General features: G+C 66.2%; 23 protein-coding genes and 1 pseudogene. 11 read left to right on the top strand and 13 right to left on the bottom strand.

Features of this window, described 5'->3' with window-relative positions:
- Window positions 1-35: 35 nt before the first annotated feature.
- From metZ to OC184_RS07060, 8 genes are all read right to left on the bottom strand, one after another.
- Window positions 36-1223 (bottom strand): O-succinylhomoserine sulfhydrylase, encoded by a 1188-nt coding sequence (gene metZ, locus OC184_RS07095; protein ID WP_265506488.1) that lies wholly within the window; start codon window positions 1221-1223, stop codon window positions 36-38.
- A 510-nt stretch (window positions 1224-1733) separates the two neighbouring features.
- Window positions 1734-3059, bottom strand: coding sequence for a sigma-54-dependent transcriptional regulator (locus OC184_RS07090; protein WP_265506487.1), 1326 nt, complete (start codon window positions 3057-3059; stop codon window positions 1734-1736).
- Window positions 3060-3078: 19 nt separating this feature from the next.
- On the bottom strand, window positions 3079-4851 hold the full coding sequence (locus OC184_RS07085) for a sensor histidine kinase (protein WP_378926283.1): 1773 nt from the start codon (window positions 4849-4851) through the stop codon (window positions 3079-3081).
- 80 nt (window positions 4852-4931) lie between these two features.
- Window positions 4932-5600 (bottom strand): phosphoribosylformylglycinamidine synthase subunit PurQ, encoded by a 669-nt coding sequence (purQ, locus tag OC184_RS07080; RefSeq protein ID WP_265506486.1) that lies wholly within the window; start codon window positions 5598-5600, stop codon window positions 4932-4934.
- A gap of 280 nt (window positions 5601-5880) precedes the next feature.
- Window positions 5881-7092 carry an NADP-dependent isocitrate dehydrogenase gene (locus OC184_RS07075; protein WP_265506485.1) on the bottom strand — a complete coding sequence of 404 codons (1212 nt, stop codon included), beginning with the start codon at window positions 7090-7092 and terminating at the stop codon, window positions 5881-5883.
- Window positions 7093-7252: 160 nt separating this feature from the next.
- Entirely contained in the window at window positions 7253-7717 is a 465-nt protein-coding gene (locus tag OC184_RS07070; protein WP_265506484.1) for a hypothetical protein, read from the bottom strand.
- 105 nt (window positions 7718-7822) lie between these two features.
- Window positions 7823-8956 carry an HD domain-containing protein gene (locus tag OC184_RS07065; protein ID WP_265506483.1) on the bottom strand — a complete coding sequence of 378 codons (1134 nt, stop codon included), beginning with the start codon at window positions 8954-8956 and terminating at the stop codon, window positions 7823-7825.
- 7 nt (window positions 8957-8963) lie between these two features.
- Window positions 8964-9626 (bottom strand): alpha/beta hydrolase, encoded by a 663-nt coding sequence (locus OC184_RS07060; protein ID WP_265506482.1) that lies wholly within the window; start codon window positions 9624-9626, stop codon window positions 8964-8966.
- Between the two features lie 177 nt (window positions 9627-9803).
- Here OC184_RS07060 and iscR point away from each other — a divergent pair, with 177 nt between their 5' ends.
- A complete protein-coding gene (gene iscR, locus OC184_RS07055) occupies window positions 9804-10262 on the top strand; it encodes a Fe-S cluster assembly transcriptional regulator IscR (protein ID WP_265506481.1) in 459 nt (152 codons plus the stop codon).
- Window positions 10263-10347: 85 nt separating this feature from the next.
- Here iscR and arsC read toward each other — a convergent pair whose 3' ends face one another.
- On the bottom strand, window positions 10348-10701 hold the full coding sequence (gene arsC / locus OC184_RS07050; RefSeq protein ID WP_265506478.1) for an arsenate reductase (glutaredoxin): 354 nt from the start codon (window positions 10699-10701) through the stop codon (window positions 10348-10350).
- Window positions 10698-11219: an Lrp/AsnC family transcriptional regulator gene (locus OC184_RS07045; protein WP_265506477.1), complete on the bottom strand. Its 522-nt coding sequence runs from the start codon at window positions 11217-11219 to the stop codon at window positions 10698-10700. Before OC184_RS07045 ends, arsC begins: the two co-directional genes overlap by 4 nt.
- A gap of 100 nt (window positions 11220-11319) precedes the next feature.
- Here OC184_RS07045 and OC184_RS07040 point away from each other — a divergent pair, with 100 nt between their 5' ends.
- From OC184_RS07040 to OC184_RS07010, 7 genes are all read left to right on the top strand, one after another.
- On the top strand, window positions 11320-11661 hold the full coding sequence (locus OC184_RS07040; RefSeq protein WP_265506476.1) for a DUF2849 domain-containing protein: 342 nt from the start codon (window positions 11320-11322) through the stop codon (window positions 11659-11661).
- A complete protein-coding gene (locus OC184_RS07035; RefSeq protein ID WP_265506475.1) occupies window positions 11654-13312 on the top strand; it encodes a nitrite/sulfite reductase in 1659 nt (552 codons plus the stop codon). The genes OC184_RS07040 and OC184_RS07035 overlap by 8 nt, the downstream gene beginning before the upstream one ends.
- Window positions 13305-14036, top strand: a complete 732-nt coding sequence (locus OC184_RS07030; protein ID WP_265506473.1) for a phosphoadenylyl-sulfate reductase — start codon at window positions 13305-13307, stop codon at window positions 14034-14036. The genes OC184_RS07035 and OC184_RS07030 overlap by 8 nt, the downstream gene beginning before the upstream one ends.
- Window positions 14033-14419 carry a DUF934 domain-containing protein gene (locus tag OC184_RS07025; RefSeq protein ID WP_265506472.1) on the top strand — a complete coding sequence of 129 codons (387 nt, stop codon included), beginning with the start codon at window positions 14033-14035 and terminating at the stop codon, window positions 14417-14419. Before OC184_RS07030 ends, OC184_RS07025 begins: the two co-directional genes overlap by 4 nt.
- A gap of 52 nt (window positions 14420-14471) precedes the next feature.
- Complete coding sequence (locus OC184_RS07020) at window positions 14472-15302, top strand: ferredoxin--NADP reductase (protein ID WP_265506471.1); 831 nt, start codon at window positions 14472-14474, stop codon at window positions 15300-15302.
- A gap of 166 nt (window positions 15303-15468) precedes the next feature.
- A complete protein-coding gene (locus OC184_RS07015; RefSeq protein ID WP_265506470.1) occupies window positions 15469-17823 on the top strand; it encodes an OmpA family protein in 2355 nt (784 codons plus the stop codon).
- A 498-nt stretch (window positions 17824-18321) separates the two neighbouring features.
- A complete protein-coding gene (locus OC184_RS07010; RefSeq protein ID WP_265506469.1) occupies window positions 18322-19464 on the top strand; it encodes a hypothetical protein in 1143 nt (380 codons plus the stop codon).
- Between the two features lie 28 nt (window positions 19465-19492).
- Here the strand turns inward: OC184_RS07010 and OC184_RS07005 are convergent.
- A pseudogene (locus OC184_RS07005) lies at window positions 19493-20576 on the bottom strand (IS5 family transposase).
- A 188-nt stretch (window positions 20577-20764) separates the two neighbouring features.
- Between OC184_RS07005 and OC184_RS07000 the strand changes: the two are divergent.
- On the top strand, window positions 20765-21331 hold the full coding sequence (locus tag OC184_RS07000; RefSeq protein ID WP_265506468.1) for a hypothetical protein: 567 nt from the start codon (window positions 20765-20767) through the stop codon (window positions 21329-21331).
- A gap of 107 nt (window positions 21332-21438) precedes the next feature.
- On the opposite strand, the gene OC184_RS06995 is transcribed toward OC184_RS07000, so the two are convergent.
- Window positions 21439-22047 carry a LysE/ArgO family amino acid transporter gene (locus tag OC184_RS06995; protein WP_265506467.1) on the bottom strand — a complete coding sequence of 203 codons (609 nt, stop codon included), beginning with the start codon at window positions 22045-22047 and terminating at the stop codon, window positions 21439-21441.
- A 91-nt stretch (window positions 22048-22138) separates the two neighbouring features.
- Here OC184_RS06995 and OC184_RS06990 point away from each other — a divergent pair, with 91 nt between their 5' ends.
- The gene (locus tag OC184_RS06990) at window positions 22139-23035 is read left to right on the top strand and encodes a LysR family transcriptional regulator ArgP (RefSeq protein ID WP_265506465.1); all 897 of its coding nucleotides are present in this window, start codon (window positions 22139-22141) and stop codon (window positions 23033-23035) included.
- Between the two features lie 10 nt (window positions 23036-23045).
- Here the strand turns inward: OC184_RS06990 and OC184_RS06985 are convergent, their stop codons facing one another.
- Window positions 23046-24905 carry an ABC transporter ATP-binding protein gene (locus OC184_RS06985; protein ID WP_265506464.1) on the bottom strand — a complete coding sequence of 620 codons (1860 nt, stop codon included), beginning with the start codon at window positions 24903-24905 and terminating at the stop codon, window positions 23046-23048.
- A 159-nt stretch (window positions 24906-25064) separates the two neighbouring features.
- On the opposite strand from OC184_RS06985, the gene OC184_RS06980 reads away from it, so the two are divergent.
- Entirely contained in the window at window positions 25065-25562 is a 498-nt protein-coding gene (locus OC184_RS06980; protein WP_265506463.1) for a ferritin-like domain-containing protein, read from the top strand.
- The last annotated feature ends 344 nt before the right edge of the window (window positions 25563-25906 follow it).

Genomic DNA, 25906 nt, shown 5'->3' with positions numbered 1-25906 from the left:
AGCGATCGCCACGGCTCTTGTCAGCCCATCCGTGATCAGACTTCCAGGGCCTGCCGCAGATCGTCGATCAGGTCGTCCGCATCCTCCAATCCGATCGACAAGCGCAGAAGTCCCGGCGTGATCCCCAGATGGGCCTTGTCCGCATCTGACAGCCGCTGGTGCGTGGTGGTGGCGGGGTGGGTCACGATCGACTTGGCGTCGCCCAGGTTGTTCGAGATCCTGATGATCCGCATCCGGTCCAGCGCCGCGAAGGCCGCGTCCTTGCCGCCTTCGACCTCGACCGCGATCATCGTGCCGCCGGACCCCATCTGGCGCATCGCCAGATCGTGCTGGGGATGGTCCTCGAGCCCCGGATAGACGACACGCGACAGGCGCGGATGTCCCTGCAGCGCACGGGCGATCCGGGCGGCGGCATCGGCCTGGGCGCGGACGCGCAGGTCCATCGTCTGCAGACCGTTCAGCATGATCCAGGCGTGGAAGGGACTGATCGCCCCGCCCGTATGCTTGAGGTAGGGCTCGGCCACCTCGCGCACGAATTGGCGGGTGCCGCAGATGACGCCGGCCAGGGCGCGCCCGCCCCCGTCGATATGCTTGGTGGCGGAATAGACGACGACATCCGCGCCCTGCTCGACCGCGCGGGAAAAGACGGGGGTGGCGAAGACGTTGTCCACCACCACGGTCGCCCCTGCCGCATGGGCCAGGTCCGCGACCGCCTTCAGGTCCACGATCTCCAGCGTGGGGTTCGACACGCTCTCGAAGAAGACGGCCCGCGTGCCGGGGCGGATTGCGGCCTTCCACTGGTCCAGGTCGGTCCCGTCGACATAGCTGACCTGAACGCCGAACTTTGCCAGCAGGTCCAGCACATAGAGGCAGGAGCCGAACAGCGCGCGGGCCGCCACGACATGGTCGCCGGGCTTGCACATCGCGAACATGGCCCCGTTGACAGCCGCCATGCCGCTGGCCGTGGCGAAGGCGTCCTCGGTCCCCTCCAGCGCGGCGATCCGGTCCTCGAACATGCGGCTGGTCGGGTTGCCATAGCGGGCATAGATGAATTCGTCAGGGCCGGTGCCCTGGAACCGCGCCTCGGCCTGCCCGGCGCTGTCATAGACGAAGCCCTGCGTCAGGAAGATCGCCTCGGCCATCTCGCCATACTGGCTGCGGCGGGTGCCGTGATGGACGGCCTGGGTGCGCGGGTGAAGCTTCTTGTCGGTCGGGCCGGTCATGTTGCGGTGCCTTTTCGCTGCTGGACGTGGCGTAATCTCTACCGTTCCGCTGCGCAAGCGCGTTGCCCGCGGAGGGTGATCAAGCCCTTCATCTGTCGTCTAGGCGACATTTTGCATGTCATGCAGTTAATCACCTGAAATCAGTGACATATCCTTTTACCTAACCAAATGTACAGTTGGATTTCATCGCCTGGCACGACTATTGTCTGAACATGGCTTCGCGGCATGTCCAGTCGTGCTGCGGAACCTCAAGGCCCGCCCGGGCACAGCAGTGGAGGCAGTCGCATCTTGCCATATCGCCACCAGATCTTTGCGCGGTCGTCCGGCCAGATGCTCCGGTACATTTAATCAGTTTCGTCGCCTGGGTTCGGGCGGCTTTTTCCAAGTGACCTTTTTCCGATTTCTGCCGTCGCGTTCGTGAGTGCAAGTTTTGTGTTGACCGCAGGGATCGCTTAGGCAGGGGGCGGAGATTTCCGCCCCCGCCACCTTTCCTGAAGGCCTTCGACCGGCTTACAGATAGTCGCCGCGCTGCAGGCCGTATTTCGCCATCTTCTCGTTCAGCGTCCGGCGCGGCAGGCACAACTCCTCCATGACGCTGGCGATGCTGCCCTTGTGGCGACGCATCGTGTTGTCGATCAGCATCTTCTCGAAGCTCTCGACATATTCCTTCAGCGGCTTGCCCTCGGTGGTGGTGGCCTGCTGGTTGTCCTCTCCGTCAGCCATCAGAAGCGAGGCGATGGACCCCGTCCCGCGGCGGTTCTGCAGCACCGCACGTTCGGCCACGTTGATCAGTTGGCGGATGTTGCCGGGCCAGGGCGCCTGCAGCAGCTGCGCGGCCTCTTGCGCGCTGACCTGCGGGGGTTCACAGCCGTACTCCTCGCTGAACTGTTCGGTCATGCGGGTAAAGAGCGCCAGGATATCCTCTCCGCGCGCGCGCAGCGGCGGAAGGGTGATCTTCAGCGCGGACAGGCGATAGAAGAGGTCGGGCCGCAGCGAATCCTCGGCCCTGCGGCCTTCGCCGCGGGCGTTGCTGATCGCGATGATCCGTGTCTCGGCCGGGGTTCCCTGGTCGCTGATGAAGGCCAGAAGACGGGCCTGCAGCGGCTCGGACAGCGCCTCGACATCCTCGAGGCACAGCGTTCCGGCCCGCGCCTCCTCCAGCGCCGGCAGGCCGTCTTCCAACGGGCCGAACAGCCGCGCGGTCAGCGCCTCGTCGTTGTAGGCGGCGCAGGACACCGGCACGAACTTCTTCGACGCGCGCGGACCCACGGCGTGCAGCGCATGGGCGACCAGCGTCTTGCCGGTCCCGGTCTCGCCGTCGATCAGCACGTGGCCGTCGGCCTGGCCCAGGTCGAGAATGTCCTCGCGCAGGCGCTCCATCACCGGGCTGGCGCCGATCAGCTTGGACATGACCTGCTGGCCCTCGGACAGGTCGCGGCGCAGGGCGCGGTTGTCCAGCGTCATGCGCCGCGCCTGCGTGGCCTTCTTGGCCAGCGCCGTCATGCGGTCGGGGTTGAAGGGCTTTTCCATGAAGTCCATGGCGCCGATGCGCATCGCCTCGACCGCCATCGGCACGTCGCCGTGACCGGTGATCATGATCACGGGCAGGCTGGAATCCAGCGCCATCAGCCGTTTCAGGAAGGCCATCCCATCCATGCCCGGCATGCGGATGTCGCTGACGACCACGCCGGGCCAGTCGGGTCCGATGACCTTCAGCGCGTCCTCGGCGCTGGCGAAGGTCTCGGTCTCGAACCCCGAGAGGACCAGCCACTGGCTAATCGATTCGCGCATGTCAGGTTCGTCATCCACAATGGCGATCTTCAGCTTGCGGGACATTCTCTGATCCTCTGTTGCGTCATTCGGCGGCCAGCGCCTGGCGCGGCTGGCCGGGACGATGAAGCGGCAGTTCCACACGGAACACGGCGCCGCCTTCGGTTTCGTTATGGGCGGTCAGGCGACCGCCAAGATCGGCGACGATCGTGGACGAGATCGCCAGCCCCAGCCCGGTCCCCTCGCCAGGCTTCTTCGTGGTCCAGAAGGGTTCAAACAGCTTTTCCAGATCAGAGACACCCGGACCGTTGTCGCGAACGGACACATAGGCGTGAGCCCCGGCCTCGACGGTGATCTCGATCGAGGAATCGCGGCGGTCCTTCACGGCATCGACGGCATTGCGCAGCAGGTTGATCAGCACCTGCTCCAGCCGGATGCGGTCGGCCATCACCATCACCCGTTCGCGCGGAACCTGGCGGGTCACCCGGATGGGGCGGGTGCGCAGCTGCGGCTCCATCATGGTCAGGGCGCTGCTGACGGCGGCGCGCAGGTCCACGGGCTCGAACGCCTCGCCGCCCTTGCGGGCATAGGACTTCAGCTGCCGCGTGATCGCGCCCATGCGGTCGATCAGGTCGTCGATCCGCTGAAAGCTCGACAGCGCCTCCTCGGGGCGGGCGCGCTGCAGCAGAAGCCGCGCGCCCGCCAGATAGGTCTTCATGGCGGCCAGGGGCTGGTTCAGCTCGTGGCTGACGCCTGCTGACATTTCGCCCAGGGCGGCCAACTTGCTGGACTGCTGCATGGTCTGTTCGGCCACGCGAAGTTCCTTCTGAACGCGCTCACGCTCCGCGATCTCGCGCGTCAGGCGGGCGTTCAGGGCCCGCAGGTCCGCCGATTCCCGCATATAGGCTTGCGACTGGATCCGGGCGCGCCGCGACAGCAACCAGAAGGTCCCGGCCAGCAGGATTGCGAATCCCATGATCTGGAGCGCCAGGATCGCATTCACGCGCTCGCGGACGCTGCTGTAGGCGGTGAAGCTGATCATCTGCCAGCCGCGGAAGGGAACGCGCGCCTCGGACTGCATGACCGCCCTGCCCTGGACATAGGCATCCGCCATGGTCGAGGTCCAGTCGGCCGTCACCTGGAAGGCCCGCTGGATCGCCGAGGGCGCCGAGCGCACGGCCAGCGCCTCGGGCAGGGTCAGGCCGCGCCATCGCGGCTCGGTCGCCAGGATGATCGTTCCCTCGCTGTCGGTGACGGCCACCGCATCCGAGATGCCGGCCCAGGACCGTTCCAGCCGGGTCAGGTCGGCGCCGACGACGATGACGCCCAATGTCTTGCCGTCAGACACGATGGCGCGCGAATAGGCGAATTCATGCGCCCCGGAATCCAGTTCAGACACCGTGAAGACGGTGTCGCGGGACCGCAGCGCCTCGACGTAGAAAGGCGCGGCCACGCTGTTGGTGCCGATCTGGTAACGGTCTGTCGATCCGACCACCCGCCCCGAGGCGTCCAGAAGCCTGATCGAGGCCGCGCCGATTTCCTTCTGCGCGGTCATCAGCCGCGCCGAGGTGGTCGAGAAGTCGTTTTCGTTCAACGCCTCGATCAGCGACGGGTCGCGCGCCAGCAGAAGCGGCACGACCGAATTGCGCTGCAGCTCGGACATGAGGTTGCCGGTATAAAGCGCCAGCCGGAGTTCCGACCTGACGCGCGTGTTTTCGGAGAAGCGCGCGGTCAGCCAGGCATTCGTCGTCCAGATCGTCGCCAGCGCCGTCAGGAAGATCAGGGCGATGGTGGCGCGCAGCCACCACGGGTTCGTCAGCCGCCGCCGTGCGACGCGCCCGCCCCCGATGTCGTCAATGTCATCGTCCCTGACCAAGCAAAGATCCGCCCATCCTGATTGACTGCCGCAATCTAGGGCGAACCTTTCGCAGGCTCAAGTCAGGCATGCGCGAGGCTGTCCACAAGGGCAGTGAACAGCGGGCGCCCGTCGGTCAGGCCGGTCACGGGATCGGCCGCCCGTTCAGGGTGCGGCATCATCCCCAGGACGCGGCGATTGACCGACAGCACGCCGGCGATCGCATCGACCGAACCGTTGATGGCTGGGGCATAGGTAAAGGCGATCCGGTCCTGGTCATGCAGTTCGGCCAGCCCTTCGGGGCTGATCTGGAAGTTGCCGTCGTGATGCGCCACGGGAATGGTGATGTCCTGCCCGGTGGCATAGCCCCGGGTGAACGCGCTGTCGGCAGTGGCGACGCGCAGGGGCGCCTGCCGGCAGACAAAGGTCAGGCCGGCGTTGCGCATCAGCGCCCCCGGCAGCAGCCCAAGCTCGGTCAGCACCTGGAAGCCGTTGCAGATCCCCAGCACATAGCCGCCGCGTTCGGCATGCGCCTTCACCGCCCCCGAGATCGGCGACTGCGCCGCGATGGCGCCGCAGCGCAAATAATCGCCATAGGAAAAGCCCCCCGGCACGCCGACAAGGTCGATCCCCTCGGGCAGTTCGCGATCCTTGTGCCAGACGCGCACGACATCGGCGCCTGCCTGTGTCAGGGCGACGGCAAGGTCGCGGTCGCAATTGGATCCGGGAAAGGTGACGACGGCGGCTCTCATCGCAAGGCTCCTGCATGGGGATGCCGTGCAGATACTCCAGGTCGTGCCGTAAAGAAAGGGGCCAGCCCACGCCGCGATCAGTCCGCAAGGCATCGGCAACTTCCGCAATCGATGCGGGAAAGGTCTGTCGAGCGGTCAAGCCGCGCCGACCGGGCCGACAGCATGACAAAGCGAGATTGGCCTTGCCAAGGACGGGCGCCTGCCGGTCGGGGGATCGCGCCGGTTTCAGAAGGGATCGGCCGAAGACCGGCCGACCCACAGGGCCGGTGCCCGCCTGACGTCAGTTCAGAGCCTTGTTCAGGTACTCGTCGACCTTTTCCAGATAGCCCATCGTGGTCAGCCACTTCTGGTCCGGCCCGACCAGCAGCGCCAGGTCCTTGGTCATATGACCATCCTCGACCGCCTGCACGGTGACCTTCTCCAGCGTCTCGGCGAAGTTCAGCAGGGCCGCGTTGTCGTCCAGCTTGGCACGGTGCTTCAGACCGCCGGTCCAAGCAAAAATCGACGCGATCGAGTTGGTCGAAGTCGCATTGCCCTTCTGGTGTTCGCGATAGTGACGGGTCACGGTGCCGTGCGCGGCCTCGGACTCGACGATCTTCCCATCGGGCGTCATCAGGACCGAGGTCATCAGGCCCAGGCTGCCGAAGCCCTGAGCGACGGTGTCCGACTGAACGTCGCCGTCATAGTTCTTGCAGGCCCAGACATAGCCGCCCGACCATTTCATCGCGGATGCGACCATGTCGTCGATCAAGCGGTGCTCGTAATGGATGCCGGCCTTCTTGAACTGGTCCTCGAACTCGGCCTCGTAGACTTCCTGGAACAGGTCCTTGAAGCGGCCGTCATAGGCCTTGAGGATGGTGTTCTTGGTCGAGAGATAGACCGGATAGCCGCGCGACAGGCCATAGTTCATGGACGCTCGCGCAAAGTCACGGATCGAATCGTCCAGGTTGTACATCGCCATGGTCACGCCCGAGGACGGGGCCTGGAAGACCTCGTGCTCGATCGTCTCGCCGTCGTCACCCACGAACTTGATCGTCAGCTTGCCCTTGCCGGGGAAGCGGAAGTCGGTGGCGCGGTACTGGTCGCCGAAGGCGTGGCGGCCGACGATGATCGGCTGCGTCCAGCCTGGAACCAGGCGCGGGACGTTCTGGCAGATGATCGGTTCGCGGAAGATGACGCCGCCCAGGATGTTGCGGATCGTGCCGTTCGGGCTGCGCCACATCTTCTTCAGGCCGAATTCCTCGACCCGCGCCTCGTCCGGGGTGATCGTCGCGCACTTGACGCCGACGCCGTGCTGCTTGATCGCCTCGGCCGCGTCGACGGTGATCTGGTCGTCGGTGCGGTCGCGTTCCTCGATGCCCAAGTCATAGTATTTCAGGTCGATGTCCAGGTAAGGCAGGATCAGCTTCTGCTTGATGAAGTCCCAGATGATGCGCGTCATCTCGTCGCCGTCGAGCTCGACGACGGGATTGGCGACCTTGATCTTCGACATGTGATACTCCTCGGGCGTTGGATATGCTTCGCCTGCCCCTATAGCCGCAAATCCACTGGATGGAAAGTTTGTATGCAACGGCATGCCGAACGACAGGGGCGTGGCATGACGAAGGCCCCGGAATCGCGTCCCGGGGCCGTGTCGTCAGGTCAGATGGTGATCAGGCGCCGAAACCGGCTTCCTGACAGTCCTGAAGCGTCAGGTCCTGAAGGTTCAGGTTCACCATGTTGTCCTCGGCGTCGATATTGCCCGAGTTGCCGTCAGCCTCGACCGGAGCCGGAGTCGCCATGACGTCCGTCTGGTCGCCATCGGGCAGGTTGTCCTCGGCGTCGATGTTGCCCGAGTTTGCGTCCGCAGGGATCGGCGAAGGGGTCGGGGTGGCCTCGGCCATGTCGCCCGACGGCAGGTTGTCCTCTGCCTCGATATTCCCGGCATTGCCGTCAGCGGCGTTCGCGGCGGTCGGCGTCTCGCCTGCAAGCATCTCGCAATGCGCGGTGACCGCGGCCAGGTCGCCCTGCTGGATCTCTTGTCCAGCGATCATGTTCTGGCCGAATGCGGCGGAACTCAGCGACAGGACGGCAGCTGCGGTCAGGGCGACAGGCGACGTGAAAGCCTTGTAGGTCATGTGGAACCTCCTCGGGTTGCGTATGGGCCGTGTATGGCGTGACAACCCCCAAGCCCGTATCCCGTTCCATCGCATGGGGCCGCCTGACCCGGCCAGCAGCGCCGATCAACCGAAATGTGATCGCAGCCCAACCTCGAGCCAGCGCCAGAGGTCCGGCGCCCCCAGATGCACCTTCGTGCCGACCCGCGTCGCGATGTCGTCGAACGTCACGCGATATTCCCGCCATCCGGCGCCACCAGACTGCAGGTTCTGGATCGCCGGCTGGCACCGATCCAGTGCCTTGGCAAAGATCGCGTCTGGCGTGGACGCGGCCTCGAATTCGGACCAAAGCGCCAGAAGGTCGCGCGCCTGCGCGTCCGGCAGAAGGCCGAAGATGCGCCGCGCGGCGATGGCCTCGGCCTTTTGAATCGCGGCCGAGCCGTGGGCCTGCCCAGCCGCCGAATGCAGCGGGACGTCCCCCACGTCGATCTCGACCAGGTCGTGGATCAGCAGCATCCGGATGACCCGCGCGGGATTGACGCCGGCACCCGCCATGCCCCCCAGGATCAGCGCATAGAGCGCAAGGTGCCAGCTGTGCTCGGCGCTGTTCTCGCGGCGCGAGCCGTCGATCAGCGTGTTGGCGCGATAGACGGACTTCAGCTGGTCCGCCTCGGCCAGGAAGGCCAGCCGGCGCGACAGCTCGCCAGGCTCGGCCGTGTCGCCCGCCAGCATCGCGCGGGCGGCGGCGATCGCTTCGGGCCATTCCTGCGACAGGCGCGCCGCTCGGCCGCGGTCGATGTTCGCCCTGACGATCTCGACGTGATCGGGCAGCGGGCGGTTGCTCTGCAGCACCTGGAAGAGCGGCTGGACATGGTCCATTCGCTTGGCAAACCGGGCGTCAGGGCTGAGGCCGGTCTCGAACTCGGTCCACAGCGCCAGCAGCCGGTCGCGATCGGGCGACAGGCCGAAGATCCGCTGCGCGGCCGCAGCCTCGGCCGCGGCCAGGATTCCCGCGTCGTGCTCCAGGTGGATCGGCTGGTCGCCCACGTCGATCTCGACCAGGTCGTGCAGCAGGATCATGGCAATGGCGCGGTCGCTGGCGCCGAAGACCAAGGCATAGAGCGCGACGTGCCAGCTGTGCTCGGCGCTGTTTTCTGGCCGCGACAGGTCCATCAGGACGTTGGCGCGATCGACCGACTTCAGCCGGTCGGCCTCGCACAGGAAGGCGATGCGCCGGTCCAGGTCCCGCCGGTCCTCCATCTGCGCCTCAGCGAGAGGATTCGGTCAGCCGGCGCCGTACATAGCCCTGGACCATGTCGATCATCGGCTTCATGTGCGCCTCGTCGTCGCGGAAGAAGTGATCCGCGCCCTCGATCTCTTCATGAGTGATGGTGATGCCCTTCTGCTCGCGCAGCTTGGCGACCAGCGAATGCGTGTCCTTGGGGGGCGCCACCCGGTCGGCGGTGCCGTTCACGATCAGCCCCGAGGACGGGCACGGCGCCAGGAAGCTGAAGTCGTACATGTTCGCCGGCGGCGCGACGCTGATGAAGCCGGTGATCTCGGGGCGGCGCATCAGCAGCTGCATTCCGATCCAGGCGCCGAAGCTGAAGCCAGCGACCCAGCAATGCTTGCTGTTGGGGTTCATCGCCTGCAGGTAATCCAGCGCCGAGGCCGCGTCCGACAGCTCTCCGATGCCCTGATCGAACTCGCCCTGGCTGCGGCCCACGCCCCGGAAGTTGAAGCGCATCACCGTGAAGCCCATCTTGTGGAAGGCGTAATGCAGGTTATAGACGACGCGATTGTTCATCGTCCCGCCGAATTGCGGGTGCGGGTGCAGCACGATGGCGATGGGGGCGTCGGGCTTGCCGGGCTGGGGATGGTAACGGCCTTCAAGACGGCCTTCGGGGCCGGGGAAAATCAGCTCGGGCATGGTTGTCCTTCACGGGGCTTCGGGTTTCTTGACGCGTGCGCGCACGGCTTCTAGAGGGTTATCTGGGCAGCCGCGGCCAGGTTGGCAAGAAACGTGCTGGCAGGGCATAGCGCGGCACGGCGGCATGCGTCAATGGAAGGCGCGCCGGCAGGGTCGCCGAAGGGAGGGGTCGAGGCCATGAAACTGTCCACCAAGGGACGCTACGCCATCATCGCGCTGGTCGACCTGGCGATCGCCAAGGGCGACGAGCTGACCTCGCTGGCCGAGATCTCGAAACGCCAGGACATCTCGCTGCCCTATCTCGAACAGCTGTTCGTCAGGCTGCGCCGGGCGGGCCTCGTCGCCTCGGTGCGTGGCCCCGGCGGCGGCTATCGCCTTGCCCGCTTGCCCGAGACGATCCGCGTGGCCGACATCCTCGAGGCCGTGGACGAAACCGTCAGCGCGATGCATGTGGGCGCCGGCGCCTCGGGCGGTGTCTCGGGGTCCAGGGCGCAGACCCTGTCCAACCGGCTCTGGGAAAGCCTCTCGGCGCATGTCTACGTCTTCCTGCACAACCACACGCTGGCCGACGTGGCCAGGAACCAGCTGCTGCCCTGCCCCGCCCTTCCCAAGATCCTCAACGTCGTGGACGACTGACCCGCGCCGCCCCCCGCGGTTCGTCCGAAGGGGGTCCGGGGGGCTTCCCCCCGGCCACCGCGGGACGCGATCGGGGCCATTGCCCTTACCTTGGGACAACCTCGAAGACCCTCTCCTTCGGCCGGCACAGCACCGCCCCCTCAGGCGCCAGCACCACCGGCCGCTCGATCAGCAGCGGATGCGCCGCCATGGCCGCGATCAACTGCTCGTCGCTCAGGTCCGGATCGCCCAGACCCAACTCGTCATGGGGCGTCCCTTTCCGCCGCAACAGCCCCCGCGGCCCCATCCCCAGCAGGCCCAGCACGCGGCGCAGTTCAGCCGCATCGGGAGGGTCCCGCACGTAATCGCGCACGACGACATCAGCCCCCGCCTCGCGCAGCGCCCCCAGGACGAAGCGCGACGTCGAACAGGTCGGTTTGTGCCAGATCACGTATGTCATCGTCCGGCGCCTCCGTCCGGAATCGGCAACGCACTCGACGCCTTGATCTCCTCCATCGACAGAAGCGCGGTCACGTTGTGGATCCTCACCTCGCCGATCAGCGACTGGTAGAACCGGTCATAGGCGCGCGCGTTCTTCACCTGCACCTTCAGGATATAGTCGATGTCGCCCGCCAGCCGGTGCGCCTCCACGACCTCGGGCCGCTCGCGCAGCGCGCGCAGGAACCGCGCGGCCCACTCCTTGTCATGCTCGCTGGTCCGGATCAGGACGAAGAAGCAGGCCTCCAGCCCCAACGCGTCTGGGTCCAGGATCGCCACCTGCCGGCGGATCACGCCGGCCTCGCGCAGCTTGCGGATTCGGTTCCACACCGGCGTCTTCGAGGCCCCCACCCGCTCGGCGATCTGGTCCAGCGACAGGCTGGCATCGATCTGCAGCAGGGACAGGATTTTGCGGTCCACCTCGTCCAGCCGGACAGGCGTTTGCCCTGCACCGGCATCGGGGGAAACAGGTTCCGTCATCAAGCACCTCTCGCCTTGGATCATCCTTATTTCGCGCGACCACTCGCAAGAATCCAGAACGAAATTCTATATAGAGAGCAGCAAGAAAGAGGTCCGCACCATGTCCAAAGCCTTCACCCTGTCGGCGGCCCGGCCCGGCGTCATCACCGCGAACGACCTGCGCCAGGGGCATAACGTCTGGATGTGCGACGACGGCTGGACCCCTGACCCCCGCAAAGCCACGATCTATGAAGACGAGGCCATCGCCGAACTGGCGCTGCTGAAGGCGATCGGCCAAGCCAATCTGGTTGTCGGCCCCTATCTGGTCGAGGCCAGACGCGGCCCGAACGGGCCCGAGCCCACGCATTTCCGCGAAACCTTCCGCCAGCGCGGTCCTTCGAACTATTTCCACGGCATCCAGGCCGATCAGGCCAACGACACCCCGGAGACCGCCCATGTTTGACATCCGCCCTGTCGAGACCGACTATGTCCGCCACCGCGCGGCCCAGTTCCGCGCCCAGGTCGAACGTCGCCTGGACGGCAGCCTGACCGAGGACGAGTTCAAGCCGCTGCGCCTGATGAATGGCGTCTATCTGCAACTCCATGCCTATATGCTGCGCGTGGCGATCCCCTATGGCACGATCAGCCCCGACCAGATGCGCACCTTGGCCCATCTGGCCCAGACCTATGACAAGGGCTACGGCCACTGGACCACCCGCCAGAACATCCAGTTCAACTGGCCCAAGCTGGTCGACATCCCCGACATGCTGGACGCGCTGGCCGATGTCGGCATGCATGCCATCCAGACCAGTGGCAACACGATCCGCAACGTCACTACCGACGCCTTCGCCGGCGCCGCCTTCGACGAGGTCGCGGACCCCCGCCCCTATGCGGAACTCCTGCGCAGCTGGTCCACCGACCATGCCGAGTTCCAGTTCCTGCCGCGCAAGTTCAAGATCGCCATCTCCGGCGGCAAGAAGGACCGCGCGGTCATCGCCGCCCATGACATTGGCCTGCGAATGACCGAACAGGGCGGCAAAACCGGCTTCGAGGTCTGGATCGGCGGCGGCTTGGGCCGTACGCCCCTGCTGGGCAAGGTCGTCCGTGACTTCCTGCCCGAGGAAGACTTGCTTCCCTACGTCGAGGCGATCATCGCGACCTATAACCTGTCCGGCCGCCGCGACAACAAGTACAAGGCCCGGATCAAGATCACCGTGGCCGAGCGCGGCCTGGACGTGATGCGTGCCGAGATCGAGGAAGAGTTCTTGGCCCGCCGCCGCGAATTTCACGGCGCCGACCGCGAAGCGCTTCGCATTTTCAAGGACCGCTTCCGCGCGCCCTCGTTCCGCAATGCTCCGGTGGACGGCTTCGAGGTCGAGCGTCAGGCGAACCCGGCCTTCCGCAGTTGGACGGACACGAACCTGCACCAGCACCGCGTGGACGGCTATGCCAGCGTGATCGTGACCTTCAAGGCCCCCGGCCAGACGCCCGGCGACGCCAGTGCCGCGCAGATGCGCCTGCTGGCCGACCTGGCCGAGCGCTACGGTCACGCCGACCTGCGCGTGATGCACGACCAGAACGTCGCGCTGCCGCATGTCCACAAGTCGGACCTGCCCGCGCTCTATGCCGAGCTGAAGGAAGCCGGTCTGGCCACCGCCAATGCTGGCCTGACCAGCGACATCATCGCCTGCCCCGGCATGGATTACTGCGCCTTGGCCACCGCCCGTTCGATCCCCATCGCCGAAGAGATCGCTGACCACTTCCGCGCCGTGGGCCTTGAGGAAGAGATCGGCAACCTGAACATCCGCATCTCGGGCTGCATCAACGCCTGCGGCCACCACCATCTGGGCCATATCGGCATCCTGGGGCTGGACCGGGCCGGGGTCGAGAACTATCAGATCACGCTCGGCGGCGATGCCTATGACATCCCCGCCATCGGTGAACGCGCCGGCGCGGGCTTCCCGGCCGAGGAGGTCGTGCCCGCCATAGACCGCCTGCTGTGCGCCTATCTGGACGTCCGGCAGGACGCGTCCGAACGCTTCATCGACGCCTATCGCCGCCTGGGCCCCGCGCCCTTCAAGGCCGCGCTCTATCCCGTGGCCGCCGATGCTTGACGGCAACCTGGATACTCGCGCGGGGCGGTTGAACGACCGCTATCGCCACCACGCCGCGACCGAGGTTCTGCGCCGCGCCGTCACGGACCCCGACCTGGGGCGGGTGGCGCTGGTGTCGTCCTTCGGCGCCGAATCCGTGGTCCTGCTGCACATGATCAGCCGCGCGGCTCCGGGGCTTCCGGTGCTGTTCATCGACACGCAGATGCTGTTCCCCGAAACGCTGGCCTATCAGCGTGAGGTGGCGGCAAAGCTGGGCCTGACCAATGTGCAGGTCATCACCGCCAGCGACGCGGAAATCGCGGCCCACGACCCGGACGGTTTGCTGCACAAGTCGAACCCCGACGCCTGCTGCGACTTTCGCAAGACGGTGCCGCTGGAACGCGTGCTGTCCGGCTATGACGCCTGGATCACCGGCCGCAAGCGCTTTCAGAACGGCCAGCGCGCCGCGTTGGAGTTCTTCGAACCCGAGCCGCCCGCGCGTCTGCGTGTGAACCCGCTGGCGCATTGGCGCCCCGAGGACGTGCAGGACTATATGATCGAAAACGCCCTGCCCCGGCATCCGCTGGTGGCGCAGGGCTATCCCTCGATCGGCTGCGCGCCCTGCACCTCGCCCGTAGCACCGGGGGAAGATCCCCGCTCGGGCCGCTGGCGCGGGCAGGAGAAATCCGAATGCGGCATCCACTTCATTGGCGGGCGCATGGTCCGCGGAAAGGTCTCGGCATGAGCGAGCAGTTGAACAGCGAACCCGTCCTGGCCCGCGACGACGGCTTCCACCCGGTGACCGAGGAAGCGCCCGTCACGCTGGCCCCCGACACCGATCCCAAGACCTTGGCCGACCGGATGCATCACGACCTGATCGCGATCGACTTTCCCTCCTTTGGCGACGGTCGCGGCTTTTCGCTGGCGCGGCGCCTGCGGGAACTCGGCTACAAGGGCCGCCTGCGCGCCAGCGGCCGGCTGATTGCCGACCAGTACGCCATGGCCCGCCGCGTGGGCTTTGACGAGGTGCAAGTCGCCGCCGACATCGCCGCCCGCCAGCCCGAGGATCAGTGGCTGGCCCGCGCAGACTGGAAGGACTGGGACCATCGGGCGCAGCTGGCCGGGTGAACCGGCCTTTCGCCAAACCGCCTTCTCCGATAAGAACCGACAGGAATTCGCCATGACACTGGACCTGCCCGTGACCGAGGCCCCCGCCAAGACCCTGCCCGATGCCCAGACCGTGACCGAGGTCAAGCACTGGACCGACAGCCTGTTTTCCTTCCGCGTGACCCGGCCGGCCTCGCTGCGCTTCCGCTCGGGTGAATTCGTGATGATCGGCTTGCCCGGCGACAACGGCAAGCCGATCCTGCGCGCCTATTCCATCGCCTCGCCCAACTGGGACGACGAGCTGGAGTTCTATTCCATCAAGGTGCCGGACGGGCCTCTGACCTCTCGGCTGCAGCACATCAAGCCCGGCGACCAGATCATCCTGCGTCCCAAGCCCGTCGGCACCCTGGTTCTGGACGCGCTCTTGCCCGGCAAGCGGCTGTGGTTCCTGGCCACCGGCACCGGCATCGCGCCTTTTGCCAGCCTGATGCGCGACCCCGAGACCTACGAGCGCTATGAACAGGTCGTGATGATGCATACCTGCCGCACCGCCGAAGAACTGGTCTATGGCGCTGAACTGGTCGACAACCTTCGCCACGATCCGCTGCTGGCCGAGATGTATGGCGAGGATTTCGCCAAGCGGCTGCTGTATTATCCCACGACGACGCGTGAGCAGTCCCCCTTCATGGGCCGGATCACGGACAACCTGACCTCTGGCAAGGTGCTGACGGACCTGAACCTGCCCCCGATCTCGCCCGAGACCGACCGCGCGATGATCTGCGGCAGCCTGGCTTTCAACGTCGACGTGAAGGCGGTGCTGGAAGGGTTCGGCCTCCACGAGGGCGCAAATTCGGACCCGCGCGAATTCGTGGTCGAGAAAGCCTTCGTCGGCGAAGGCGTCTGATCTCTCGGACAAATCTGTTCTGCATGGCGGCCGTACCCGGAAAGGGTGCGGCCGCTTTCGCATGCCTCTTGTTCACGCAAAGGTCACGGCCTTTTGGGGAACCGTTGGGCCAAGTGCCTGTTATGCAGTCAACCAGAGCCAAAGATCATCCGCAAAGGAGCGACCAATGCGTCGGATCATCCACAACTCCACCGCCCTTGCCGCCTGCCTGTCGCTGCTGGCCCCGCATCTGGCGGCCGCGCAGCAGATCCAGACCGAGGCGGCCCCCACCCCTGGGGGCATCGTGCTGGCACAGGCCGCCGCGCCAGAGGACATGCCGGCAAACGGTCAGGCCGAAGGCGGGGACGCCGCGGCCGTTGAAGACCTGGAAGCCGCGCTGGCCGCCGACGAGGCCGAGGCTGCCGAGGAGCAGCCCGCCGACGGTCAGAACGCCGCTGCGCCCGTCAAGGCCGGCAATCAGAATGGCGAAGCTGCTGCGCAAGCCGACGCGAGTGGGCAGAGTGACGATGCTGCAGCCGAGGCCAATGCCGATGGTCAGAACGGCGAGGCCGCTGCTGAAGCCGACAGCACCGGTCAAGACGGCGGCGCCGCGGCGCAGGCCTCGACCGATGGCTCGGGTGGCGAAGCCGCTGGCGAGGGTCAGAACGGCGATGCCGCGGCGCAAGCGGGTGCCCAGGATCAAAACGGCAATGCCCCTGCACAGGCGGGTGCGCCGGAACGCGCCCCTGCGCCCAAGCCGGAACGTGCCGCTGCGCCGGCCGACGCAGCGCCCGAGCAGGCTGATGCAGCCCCCGCCGCGGATGCGCCGGCTGCTGCCGAAGCGCCTTCGAACGCAGCCGCCCCTGCACAGGCCGAGACGCAGGTCGAGGAACAGACCCAGGACCTGACCGACGCCCTGCTGGAGGAGGAGACCGCGGCCAAGCCGCAGGCGGACGACGCGCAGGCCGAAGCCCCCGTCGAGGCGCAGGTCGAGGAGGAAACGCAGGACCTGACCGAGGCGCTGCGCGAGGCCGAGTCCAATGCAGCCTCGTCCGAACCGGCCCCCGCAGAAGCGCCGGCCGCCGCGGAGTCTCAGGCTCAGCCGGCCACCGGAACTGCGGAACCGGCCGGTCAGCCGACCGAAGCCGCCGCTGCCGCAGAGGGCGGTCTGCGGCTGGCTGCCGGCGGCGTGCAGACGGACCGTGCGGGTGTCATGCCAGGGCTTGCGAACGTGCTTCAGCAGGAGCTCTCGGGCGGCCTTCAGGCCGGGTCGCTGACCTGCCTCAGCGGCGGCAGCTTCCCCTGCGCCGACAATGGCCGCGCCATGACCCCCCGTGGCGTCGTGGTCGAGACCAACCAGGCGGGCGAACTTCGCCTCGCTCCTGTCGATGTCCAGATGTACCGGGTCGGCCAGAATGGCGAGCTGGTGCGCCGCGCCGCAGAGGAGGACACGCCGGAGACCGAGGCCTCGCGCGAGGCAGCCCAGGCCAGCGCGCCGGTCAATGCCGCAGCGCTTGACGCAGCCGAGGGTCAGGGCGAGGTCACCGAGCAGACGGTGACCGAGGAAACCGCGCGTTCCTCCTCGGAAGAGTTCGCGACCAACCTGCGCGACGCTCTGGCGGCAGCGACCGGCCAGCAACCCGAAGCCCGCGCCGAAGAGGATGACGACGACAACGACCTGACCCGCGCGCTGCTGCTGGGCCTGGGCGCGGTGGCCGTCGGCACCTACCTCAACAACAACCGCCAAGTGGCGCTGAGCACGCCTGACCGGGTAGTGGTGACGCGCTCCGACGGCAGCCAGGAGGTCATCAAGGATGAGGTCGCCCTGTTGCGCCAGCCAGGCGCGACCGTGACGACCGAGAACTTCGACGACGGCTCGTCGCGCACGATCGTCACGCGCGAGGATGGCAGCCGCGTCGTCACCATCCGCGACGCGGACCTGCGCGTGCTGCGCCGTACGCTGGTGTCGCCCGACGGTCAGACCACGCAACTGATCGATGAGACCGCCGACGTGCAGCCGGTCGACGTCAGCCAGCTTCCCGCGCCCGCGCCTGTCCAGAACAACGGCACGACGCTGGACGAGGCCGCGCTCCGCGAGGCCCTGCAGCGCGAGGCCGACTTCGACCGCCGCTTCACCCTCTCGCAGATCCGCAATATCCCCGAGGTCCGCGCGCTGGTGGCACCGGTCAACATAGACGCGATCACCTTCGATACCGGGTCGGCGGCGATCCGGCCGAACCAGGCGGAACAGCTGCAGTCGCTTGGCGCGGCCATCCGTGACGTCATCGCCGAGAACCCGCAAGAGATCTTCATGATCGAGGGCCATACCGACACCGTGGGGTCCGACGCGGCGAACCTGGCGCTGTCCGACCGTCGCGCCGAATCCGTCGCGCTGGCACTGACCGAGTATTTCGACGTCCCGCCAGAGAACCTGGTCACCCAGGGCTATGGCGAGCAGTTCCCGCGCGTCCGCGCCGAGGGCGACATCCGCGAAAACCGCCGCGCCTCGGTCCGCCGCATCACTGACCTGCTGGCGCGCTGACGCCCGTTGATTGAACGAGGAAGGCCCCGGCATCGTCTGCCACATTCCGTCCTTTAGGACACGAGGCAGGGGCCTGCCGGAGATGATCCGGCAGGCCCTTGTTGTTTAACGGCATTATGGAGGCCGCTCCGGCACAACTTGCGCGAGAGGTGGCGCGCAGCTGCGCCTGGAAACACTTTTTTCGGGATTTCGGATTATTCCGCTTCGTAACTGGCGAGAACGGCCAATCTATGGAGCTACGCAATGATCAAGACGCGAGGCAACTTGCAGGTCCAGACTCTGCCGAAGCTCACTGTGTCTCAGTGCAAGGTCGGTTTTACCCTCTATTCCAACTAGCATTTTCTGGATGAAGTCGAGCGGCTCAGGGACAACAACGGTGCCCTCGATGGTCCCAGATGCGGGGCATGTGGAAGACGATATTTCGACGCACCAGAGGAGTTTGCTCTGAACGGAGCCAACGGGAAGGACCCGAAGACCGCGCGTCCACTCGGGATTCGCGTGATACACAAGCCGTGCAGGAGCCGAAAAGGCGCTCGCTTCACCGTCTCGAAGGATCACCAGGAACAGCGCGATCGAGAGGACAACATCAAGATCCTGAAGATGCTGGTGACCGGAGCGTCGATCAATAGCATCCAGCGGGTCCTGACTTGCCCCAGAATCGGCGAGCGCGCCGGCATGTCCAGGATCTACGACCGGATCTTCTGGTTGGAGCGGACACTTCTTGCGTTCGAGCGGGCCCAACTCGGGAAGTGGCGGAAGAACCTGGAGCGCCGAGGCATGTTCTATCACACGCGCGTGGCGCATGATGACATCGTGCTCGGCATCAACTGGGAAACTTCCGCTGATCGGCGAATCACCGCCCTGAACTGCACGGCCTCGACGGACATCGAGAGTAGGTATATCTTCCGCCTCGATGTAGATTTAGACCCTCGCGTCGGTCCGGTCGCAGCATTCAAGGACGCCTGCCTCGATGGAAACCGGAACCCGATGAACCTGCACGGGCAGTATCAGAACGCGACACAGCGCTTCGTCGCTCCGCTCCTGCATTACCAGCGCCCAACGGGGCGCTTCGACGAGGCCGCGTTCTTCGGTGCCTGCCAGTCGAGCCTGCGCTTGTTCGCGGTGCAGGCGGAGGACGCCTTCGGCGAGGCCGCCCTGCCGCCGGATGTCCAGCAGGTTGTAACGGAAGCACGGTGTTTCGCCGACGCGGCTGAACTCGTTGGGGAGGGCTGGTTCGGGCTGTCCGAGCAGCGATGCGACAGCCGAAACACCTTCACCGGCATCATGACGCGCGACGCCTATACAAAGGCAGCGCATCTGGCGCTGCTGAAGGAGATGCTTCCTGTGGGGAAGATGACCCTGGTGTCGGAACAGGAAGCCCTCATCGCCCGAACCGCGCCGCACATCTTCCGCGACGAAATCCTTGCGGACCGCTTCGAGTGGCTGGCCATCGCCTTTGACAAGGAGGCGACGAAGCCAAAGGTTCAGCACCGGGTGGGCGTGTTCCGCAGCAACTTTGAGCAGTTCCGGCAGTCCTACACGGGCCAGGTTGTGTCCGACGGGGAAATGCTCGAACTCTTCGTCGAGCACAGCATGACGCCTGCGACATCCAGCAGGCATTGTTGCAGAACTCGGCGTTGAAGCAGGACTTCCCTTACCTCGTTAAAGCTCAGGCCACGCGCTCGATCTCGGCGGTGCCGAGTGCGTTGAAGCGGTTCATGAGCGCAATGCGGATATGAACTTCGGCCGTTTGTCTGTCCGGGTCTCGCGAGGCGATCTGTTCGCCGAAGGACTTGAGGTCGAGCAGGTTCAGCGCCACCGGTTCTAGCGAACCTGCGAGCGCATCTTTGCCTCGATCCGACTTCGGACGTGATAGCCGGACCAGTGCTTCCAGTTGGCTCGCCCGAAGCGTTTGCTCGTCCGCAAGATGTCGTTGCGGGGCGAGACAATGTCCGCCATCGGTCCGAGGACAATGGCAAGCGCGGCAGGACAGTCCTCCTTCCACAGGCGTCCGTTCCTGCGGATGGGTATGTCGGCGGTGCCGCCGCGATCCACGATTGCGGTGTGGCAACGCCGGGTGTCGAAGGCACCGTCGCCGGTCACGGTGCCGATCCGTTCATCCGGCGGGATCTGATCCAGCAGGTCAGGCAGAACCGGGCTGTCACCTTCACGGCCTGAGGTGAATTCTCCACCTCGGATGTCACCGGTGGCTGTGTCCATGGCCAGATGGACCTTGCGGTATTGGCGCCTGCGGTGGGTGCCGTGCTTGCGGGTCTGCCATTCGCGTTCATCGGGCTTGCGCGGCCCCACTGGGGCCACGGTCCCTCTTCACCCCCAGAAACTTGATGCCATTCGGCGCGGCGCTCGGACCGATGGCGCTTGCGCCTCATTGTCGACCAGCAGGTTCAGAGAGCCTGGCGCGCGGCGGTGGGGGATCTGCACAGAAAGGATCTTCTGCCTGCGGCTCAAGGTGGAGAAGTCCGGCACCGGCCGGTCCAGCCCTGCCATCTCCAGGATGCTGGCCACCATCCCTGTGCTTTGCCGCAGCGGCAGGCCGAAGAGCACCTTCACCATCAGGCAGAACTGGATGGCCGCATCGGAGAACACCGGCGGACGGCCAGGTCGTCCCGCCCTGTCCGCCAGCCACCCATGTCCTTGTCCAGCCAGATCAGCAGCGAGCCGCGCCGCCTCAGCGCGTCATTGTAGGACTTCCAGTTCGTCGTGCGGTAGCGTACAGCCTCAGGGTTGCTCATGCATACACGCTTACCCTACCAGCCAGCCCACGTGAATCCCGCTGTAGGCTGGAGTTCTGCAACAACGCCTATCCAGCACGCGCGGCGGCAAATGCGGGCCAGCGCACGGTGCTACCTTCGAGTCGCGTGCGTTCTCTCAGCTATGGATCAAATCGCCGGCCGAGATCGCTGGCGAGACACAGAAGATCGTGGGGTTCCCGATCCTTTCGCCCCAATATCGTTCGCGCCTGCGTCCGCTTCCGTTCGATGCTGATCCGACCGAGCCAGATCTTCGCGCAGCCCTGGCGCGCCGCACCCTTCGAGCGACGCTTCAAGCCACCAGCACGTTCTTCAACGCGCTTCGCACGCGCCTTGCCTTCGCCGGGCGCGCTGGCGGCAGATCAACGCAAAGCGGACCCAGCTTCGTCAGCGGCGCTGCCTACAACCCGCGGGTCTTGATCGCCGTGCTCAACATCTACCGCATCTACTACAACTGGTTCGACCCGCGCTCTTACGTCTCGGAGCTGAACGAAAACGACGCCACCCAAGCAGTGCCGCCAGGAACAGTGGCCAAGCGCGTCCCAGGCTCGTCCGACCGGATCACGATCCCGAAGCAGAGAAAGCGCGTATCAATCAAGCAGACTCCGGCGATGCGGCTTGGACTTCAGGGCCGAGCCGGAAGTGCGACACCCTGCAAGGCACCGGACCTTCACAGGGTCCTCTACAAACCGTGGCTGCTCTACGGCACGCCGATCTGGAGCCGGCTTGCAGGGTAAAGGAAAATGTCGAAAGCCCGCCCCGTTTCACGGGGCGGGCGGTGTCCTAAGGGCCGGGATGTGTCAGGCATCGTCCGGGGCCTTTTCATTGGCGGACCCGCCGGCGGTCAGTCCGCCAGGATCAGCTTGGCGGCAATGGTCCACATGACGACCGCCACGACGGCTTCGAGCACCCGCCAGGACGACGGACGCGCGAAGACCGGCCGCAGCCGCGCGGCACCATAGCCGAGCGAGAAGAAGAAGAGGAACGACCCGCTGACGGCCCCCGCGGCGAAGGACGCCGTGTCAGGGGCGAACCTTGTCGAGATCGTCCCCAGCAGCACAACCGTATCAAGATAGACATGCGGGTTCAGCCAGGTGATGGCCAGGCACGCCAGCAGCGTCCGCCGCAGTCCTGCGGAGCTGCCGTTGCCGATCACCAGCGCATTGTCAGAGTGCAGCGCCGCGCGCATGCTCAGCGCTCCGTACCAGATCAGGAACGCCGCCCCCGCGAGGCGCATCACGGGCGACAACCACGGAAGCCAGACCGCCACACGGCCGAAGCTGGTCACGCCCAGCACGATCAGGATTGCATCCGACAGCGCGCAGGCCAGGCAGACGGCCAGAACATGCTGGCCCCGCAGCCCCTGCCGCAGCACGAAGGCATTCTGCGCACCGATCGCCAGGATCAGGCTGAGGCCGGTCATCATGCCGGTCATGTAGACGCCAGGGTTCATCCGCGGTTCCCGTTCAGGTGACGCTTGATCTAGCGCACCCGTCCGCATTAGGAAAACTTGATCTTCTAACGCGGCATAAGGGAAACTGTTCATGCTGGATTACGCGGGGGCGCGCGCTGTCGCGATGATCGTGCAGACCGGCAGCTTTGAAGGCGCGGCGCGGGCGCTGAACGTCACGCCCTCGGCCATCTCTCAGCGGGTCAGGAACCTCGAGGAGAGGCTGGGGGCCGTGCTGATCCAGCGCGGGCAGCCCTGCCTCGCCACCGAGGCGGGCGCCTGGCTCTGCCGTCACATGGAAAATGTCGCCATGCTGGAGGAGGCGCTGCTGGAGCATTTGCCTGGCGCGGCCGGACCGGATGGCGGCCCCCGCGTGACGCTGGAGGTGGCGACGAATGCCGACAGCCTGGCCACATGGTTCCTGCCCGCGGTGGCGACCTTCGCAAAACAGTCGGACCACTTGCTGAACATCGCGATCGACGACGAACAGCACACTGCAGACTGGCTGCGGCAGGGGCGTGTCCTGGCTGCCGTCACCTCGCTGGAACGGCCGGTGCAGGGGTGCGGCGTCATGCGGCTTGGCAGCCAACGCTATCGCGCGACGGCAAGCCCAGGATACATGCGCCGGCACTTCGACGATGGAGTCACCCTGGCCGCGCTGGACAGGGCGCCGGCTTTGCGCTTCAACCAGAAGGACGACCTGCAGCAAAGCTGGGTGCGGCAGGTCTTCGGACAGCCGGTCGGACTGCCCTGCCACTCCCTCCCCTCGACCCAGGGGTTCGTGGATGCCTGTCGCGCGGGGCTGGGCTGGGGCCTGAACCCCGCATCCCTGGTCGAGGATCACCTGGCGTCAGGGGCGCTGGTCGAGCTGGTGCCGGAGACGCCCTTGGACGTGCCGCTGTTCTGGCAGATCAGCCGCATGGCCACCGAGCGTCTGCAGGGGCTGACCACGGCCGTCATCGGCGCCGCCAAGGCCGCCCTGGTGCGCTGAGGCCGCCCGGTCAGGCCGGCACGGCCTCGTCCGCACTGAGGAAGCCGCCGGACTGGCGCTGCCACAGCCGCGCATAGATGCCGCCGCGGGCCAGCAGTTCCGCATGGCTGCCCTGCTCGACGATCCGGCCGCGATCCATGACCACCAGCCGGTCCATGGCCGCGATGGTCGACAGGCGGTGCGCAATGGCGATGACCGTCTTTCCCTGCATCAGCACCTCGAGCCGAGACTGGATCGCGGCCTCGACCTCGCTGTCCAGGGCGCTGGTCGCCTCGTCCAGGATCAGGATCGGCGCGTCCTTCAGCGCCACCCGCGCGATCGCGATCCGCTGCCGCTGCCCGCCCGACAGCTTCACGCCGCGTTCGCCGACATGCGCGTCCAGCCCCTTGCGGCCATGACTGTCCGACAGATCCGGCACGAAGCCCTCGGCCTCGGCGGTACGAAGCGCGGCTTGGATCTCCTCCTCGGAGGCGTCAGGGCGGCCATAGGAAATGTTCTCGCGCACCGACCGGTGCAGCAGAGAGCTGTCCTGCGTCACCACCCCGATGGCCGCCCGCAGGCTGTCCTGCGTGACCAGCGACACGTCTTGGCCATCGATGGTGATGCGCCCGCCGTCTATGTCGTGGAACCGAAGCAGCAGGTTGATCAGCGTCGACTTGCCGGCGCCTGACCGCCCGACCAGGCCCACCCGCTCGCCGGGGCGCAGGTGCAGCGTCAGGTTGTCCAGCACCGCCATCGGCTCGGCCCCCTCGACGCCGGCATAGCGGAAGGTCACGTTCTCGAACCGCACCTCTCCGGCACCGGGGCGCAGCGGGACGGCGCCCGGAGCGTCGCGGACCTGGCGCGGCAGGGCCAGGCTGGTGATGCCGTCGCGGACCGTGCCGATGTTCTCGAACAGCGCGGCGAATTCCCACATGATCCAGTGGGACATGCTGTTCAGCCGCATGGCCAGCGGCACCGCTATGGCCACCGCGCCGACCGCGACCTGCCCCTGCGACCACAGCCACAGCCCCAGTCCCGCGACCGAGCCCAGAAGCCAGACGTTGATCAGGTTCAGCACCACGTCCTGCGTGCTGGACAGGCGCATCTGCGCATAGACGGTCCGCAGGAACCCGTCCATGCCTTCGCGCATCCACCGTTCCTCTCGGTCGGAATGGGAAAACAGCTTCACCGTCGCGATGTTGGTATAGCTGTCGACGATGCGCCCCGTCATCAAGCTGCGGGCATCGGCCTGCGCCTGCGCGACGCGCCCCAGCTTGGGCACGATCTGCCACAGCATCACCCCGTAGGCCAGCGCCCACAGCAGGAACGGCAGCGCCAGGCGCCAGTCCTGGCTGGCCGCCAGCATCAGCGCACCCAGGAAGTAGATCAGGACATAGCTGCCGACATCCATGATCTTCATGGCAACCTCGCGGACGGCCAGCGCGGTCTGCATCAGGCGTTGCGCGATGCGGCCGGCGAACTCGTCCTGGAAATAGCCCACGGACTGGCGCAGCAGATAGCGGTGCGCCTGCCAGCGGATGCGCTGCGGAAAGTTGCCCATCAGCGATTGGTGCAGGATCAGCGTGCTGAGCAGGTTCAGCACCGGCATCGCGACCAGCAGCACCACCGCCATCATCGCGATGCGCCGCCCCTCCTGCCCCCAGAAGACATCAGGCGGCGTGTCGGCCAGCCTGTCGATCAGCTCTCCCAGCCAGCCGAACAGCAGGACCTCGATGATGGCGATGGCGCCGGAACCCACGGCAAGCGCCACCAGCCAAGGCAAAGAGCCGCGGCTGTAGTGCAGGACGAAGCGCCAGAAGGACCGCGGCGGCATCTGCGGCGTCTGGTCCGGATAGGGGTCGATGCGCCGTTCGAACCAGGCGAACATGGTGCGGCCTCTTGCGATCGGGACGGGGATATGCGGCCTGCAGTGCTGACCCGGCACGCACCCAGAGTCAAGCGCTCCATGACCGCCAATCGTCTGGAACATCGACCGCCGCCGCGCGTTGTGCCGCAGATTCTTGATCGATCACAGAAAGGCGCAGACATGACCGTCAATTCGCTCCACGACCTCTATCTCGACCAGCTGAAGGACCTCTATTCGGCCTGCAAGCAGTCCCAGCCCATCGTGACCGAAATGGGCCGGGCCGCCAAATCGAAAGAACTGTCCGAGGCGCTGATCGCCGGCAACCAAGGCATCGAGCGCGGCATGGAGACCATCTCCGAGTTGTGCAACCGCCACGGCGTCGACCCGACCGGAGAGCACTGCAAGGGCATGGAAGGCATCGTCGCCGAGGCCCGCAAGCACGCCATCGACACGCAGTTCGGCGATGACGACACCCGCGACGCGGCGATCATCACGCAGTACCAGCGGCTGACCCACTATGCGATCGCGGGCTATGGCTGCGTGCGCAGCTTCGCCAACCGCTTGGGTCACGACGGCGACGGTGCCGCCCTGCAGGAATGCCTGGACCACACGCGTCACGGCGACCAGACGATGACCCAAATCGCCGAAGGCGGCGTCAACAGGGCAGCCGTCGATTGACGATCCGACATTCCGTCCAGAAAGCCCGGCCCTCGCGCCGGGCTTTTTAGTGACCGCGATACGTGACCATCATGTGTTGCAGGCGCTCACCAGCACAGCCTGCTCGAGCTGCAGGTCACATCCGTCGAGGTTGCCGTCGGTCGCCTAAGGGCGCTGGCGTCGCGAGCGGCGCAGAATGGTCATGGCCGCGGCGCCATCGTCGGCCCTTGGACGGACCGCGCGACGCCTGCCGCTGCGCGCGCAGCTCGAGGCCTATGCGGGGGCACGGCACCTGGTCTTCGCCGAGGGTTCCGCAGTGCATGGACGGCAGCTTCTGGGCCGTCTGGACCAAGAGATCCTGATCC

Source organism: Paracoccus rhizosphaerae, assembly GCF_026162645.1.
Classification (GTDB): Bacteria; Pseudomonadota; Alphaproteobacteria; order Rhodobacterales; family Rhodobacteraceae; genus Paracoccus; species Paracoccus rhizosphaerae.
This window is presented reverse-complemented; position numbering and strand designations above follow the sequence as displayed.